A 3,505-nucleotide genomic window follows, 5' to 3' on the forward strand; every position below is an offset into this window, starting at 1 on the left:
TAAAGATCAAAAAGAAATGGGCACTTTAAAAGAAGCTGCTCAATTTGCTGACTTCGCAATTGAAACAGCCCTGAAGCATATTCAAGAAGGTCAAACAGAGCTAGGCATTATTGCTGAAATTGAATATGCACTCAAAAAAGAAGGTATACGAAACATGTCCTTTGATACAACTGTGTTAGCAGGTAAGAAATCTGCTGCACCTCATGGTACGCCTGATTTAACACCTATTCAAAAAGGTGATTTTGTTTTAATGGATTTAGGTGTTGTCCACCAAGGGTATTGTTCTGACATTACGCGTACTGTCGTTTTAGGCGAAGCTTCTCAACAACAAAAAGAAATATATCATACCGTTTTGGAAGCAGAACAGAAAGCAATCAATACCTGCGAGGTTGGAATGCGCCTAGGTGATATTGATCAAATCCCTAGAAAAGTCATTGAAGACGCAGGCTATGGCGAATACTTTCCTCACCGTATTGGACATGGATTAGGTATTGATGTTCACGAGTTTCCTTCGCTAGCTTCTAATAACGAGGACCTTTTACAAGAAGGCATGTGCTTTACCATTGAACCCGGAATTTATGTCCCTGAAATCGGAGGGGTCAGAATTGAAGACGATGTATTCATCACCGCAGATGGTGCGACTACGTTAACTGAATTTATGAAAGAACTAATAGAATTATAATATAAAGAGGTCAAGCATTGCTTGACCTCTTTATTTTAAATCCTACTTCACTAAAAAATAAATAAATGTGCAATGAACACGATAATTGGCAAAGTAATTAACGTACGTTCAATGAAAATAATAAACAACTCATGCAATTTTAATGGAATGTTTGAACGTAAAATTAAAACCCCAATCTCTGACATATAAATAATTTGAGTAATCGATAACGTTCCGACCACAAATCTGGTTAATTCACTTTCAATACCAGCACCAATAACTGCAGGTAAGAACATATCAGCAAACCCGACTAGCATGGCTGGTGCAGCCGCTGCCGCTTCAGGAATGTTCATCCACTCAAGTAACGGAATGAGCGGGTAGGAGATGATTTCAAATACAGGTGTCTCTTCCGCAATAATTAATGCCATTGCCCCCAAACTCATTACTAAAGGAATAAGACCAAACCAAATATCCAATACGGTTTTGGTTCCACTTTTTAATTGACCAGAAAAACTTTTAGCTGATTCGGCTTTTTTCAGTGCTTGATTCCATCCCCACTTCAATGTTGAAACACCTTTTGGGATTTCTTCTTTAATCTGTTTTCCAACTGGTTCATAATACGTATTTGCTTTTAACGATAATGGGGGAATTCTTGGCATTATAATCGCAGCTACTAACGCAGCAACCACCACCGTTAAATAAAAAGGTATGAATAAATGCCCCACACCAATCACGTTTGCCACAACTAAACTAAATGCAAGTGAAGCAACTGAGAATGTGGTTGAAATAACAGCCGCTTCTCTTTTATTGTAATAGCCTTGATTATATTGATTCATTGTCACTAACACACCGACAGTTCCAGCACCCATCCATGAGGCCATACTATCGATGGAAGATCGACCGGGCATCGTAAATAAAGGACGCATGACGTTTCTAAAAATAGCACCTATAAATTCCATTAAACCGAACTCAATTAATAATGGCAGCAAAAGTCCCGCAAATAAGAACCATGTTAATAAAACTGGCGCCAAATCATAGAGTACAACCCCACCGATAGCTGGTGATGATATGAAAGCTGGGCCTAATTCAAATAATGTTAATAAACCAACAATCAACCCAAATAGTCTTAACCCTAAATTAAAATTTGAAGTGACAAAGAGTGTTTTTAAAAATTCATTTTGATCAAATACTTTAAATAGATTCGTTTTAGCCAGCAACGTTAATATAAATGATAGACCTAATAGAGCGACAATAAAATAAGGAATGGATGCTTCAAATTGCGATGACAACGTTGATGCTAGCACCCCGACTCCAATTGTAAACTCTCCTTCTACTTTGATTGGTACTAAAAATAAAACGACCCCAAGGATAGATGGTATTAAAAACTTAAGTGTATTTTTTGAGCCATCAACCTTCTCTATATAGCTTTTTTCCTGTAACAAGCTCCATCTCCCCCCTTCTGCTTTATAAGGCTTGTAAAACCTCATCTAAAACGTTTAAACCTTCATCTATTTGTTCTTTCGTTACAACTAAAGGAGGAATCATTCGTAACACTTCCCCTTCACTTCCGCATAGATAAAAGAGAACCCCTTTTTCTAAACATTGATCTAAAACTTTCATAACTAAGTCACCAGCATCCATCTTACGATCAGGATCTCTTAACTCAATTCCAATCATTAATCCTGTCCCTCTAACTTCGTAAATCCATGAATGTTTTGTTTTTAACTGATATAATTTTTCAAAAGCATAGCTACCCATATATTGCGTATTTTTTAATAAGTTTTCCTCACGAATAACATTGATGGATGCGATAGCTGCAGAACAGGCAATAGGGTTTCCACCAAAAGTTGTAGCATGTGCTCCAAGCGGCCATTGTTGCATTAGTTCTTTTGAAGCAACCGTTGCACTAAGTGGCATACCCGCAGCGACCCCTTTAGCTATGGCCATAATGTCAGGAACTACATCAAACGTATGCGAGGCAAACCAGTTCCCAGTACGTCCAAAGCCTGTTTGAACTTCATCAAAGATCAATAAGATCCCATGTCGATCACAAATTTCACGCATTTTCTTTAACCAAGATTTTGGAGGTACCACATACCCTCCTTCGCCTAGAATAGGCTCCACGATCATACAAGCCACTTCTTCAGGTTCAACCTGATGTTTAAAAAGTAATTGGGCATCTTCTTCTAGTTTTTCAGCAAAATATTCTTCACAATCTGCACCTTCTGGACAATCTGCTGGATTGGCATATGGCAGTTGATAAGTCAGCCAAGAAGGTTGCATATGTTTACGATACTTACTTTTTGACGTCGATACACTTAAAGCTCCCACTGAACGACCGTGAAAACAACCCGTAAATGAGATGACATAGGGTCTTTGCGTTGTATATTTTGCTAGCTTTATAGCTCCTTCTACTGCTTCTGTTCCACTATTATTAAAGAAAAAATTATCTAATGGACTCGGTAAAATGGACTGTAATTCTTTTGCCAATTCTAAAATTGAATCATAAATAATAACCCCAGATGGTCCGTGAATTAAATGATCAGCACTATCCTTAATAGCTTTAACGACATTCGGATGCCTGTGCCCAACATTCTCGACGGCAATCCCAGACGTAAAATCTAAATACTTTTCTCCATTTAATCCAAAGTAATAACAACCTTCTGCTTTTTGAACTGGAAGATTTGGATGATCTTTTGCCATACCTGGTGCTAGATAATCTCCTATATTTTTAACTTGATCTTTAAAGTTGATTTGTGACAATTCGGATCCCCCTATTTAAGTAATATGTCATGTTAAATAATCATACATATAATTGTATAAAAATTCAATAGACTGTATAAA

3 protein-coding genes are annotated in these 3,505 nt (G+C 37.3%); 1 reads left to right on the plus strand and 2 read right to left on the minus strand.

Features of this window, described 5'->3' with window-relative positions; translation table 11 throughout:
• Positions 1-682: M24 family metallopeptidase (locus BMY57_RS15770; RefSeq protein ID WP_143063866.1), on the plus strand; the 682-nt coding region annotated here is incomplete at its 5' end.
• 50 nt (positions 683-732) lie between these two features.
• Here BMY57_RS15770 and BMY57_RS15775 read toward each other — a convergent pair.
• Together BMY57_RS15775 and BMY57_RS15780 are read right to left on the minus strand one after the other, a co-directional pair.
• On the minus strand, positions 733-2,103 hold the full coding sequence (locus BMY57_RS15775; protein ID WP_256205340.1) for a YjiH family protein: 1,371 nt from the start codon (positions 2,101-2,103) through the stop codon (positions 733-735).
• 22 nt (positions 2,104-2,125) lie between these two features.
• Positions 2,126-3,364 carry an aspartate aminotransferase family protein gene (locus BMY57_RS15780; protein WP_425500424.1) on the minus strand — a complete coding sequence of 413 codons (1,239 nt, stop codon included), beginning with the start codon at positions 3,362-3,364 and terminating at the stop codon, positions 2,126-2,128.
• Positions 3,365-3,505 lie beyond the last annotated feature (141 nt).

Origin of the sequence: Piscibacillus halophilus, from assembly GCF_900110685.1 — a bacterium.
In the GTDB taxonomy this organism is placed as follows: domain Bacteria; phylum Bacillota; class Bacilli; order Bacillales; family Alkalibacillaceae; genus Piscibacillus; species Piscibacillus halophilus.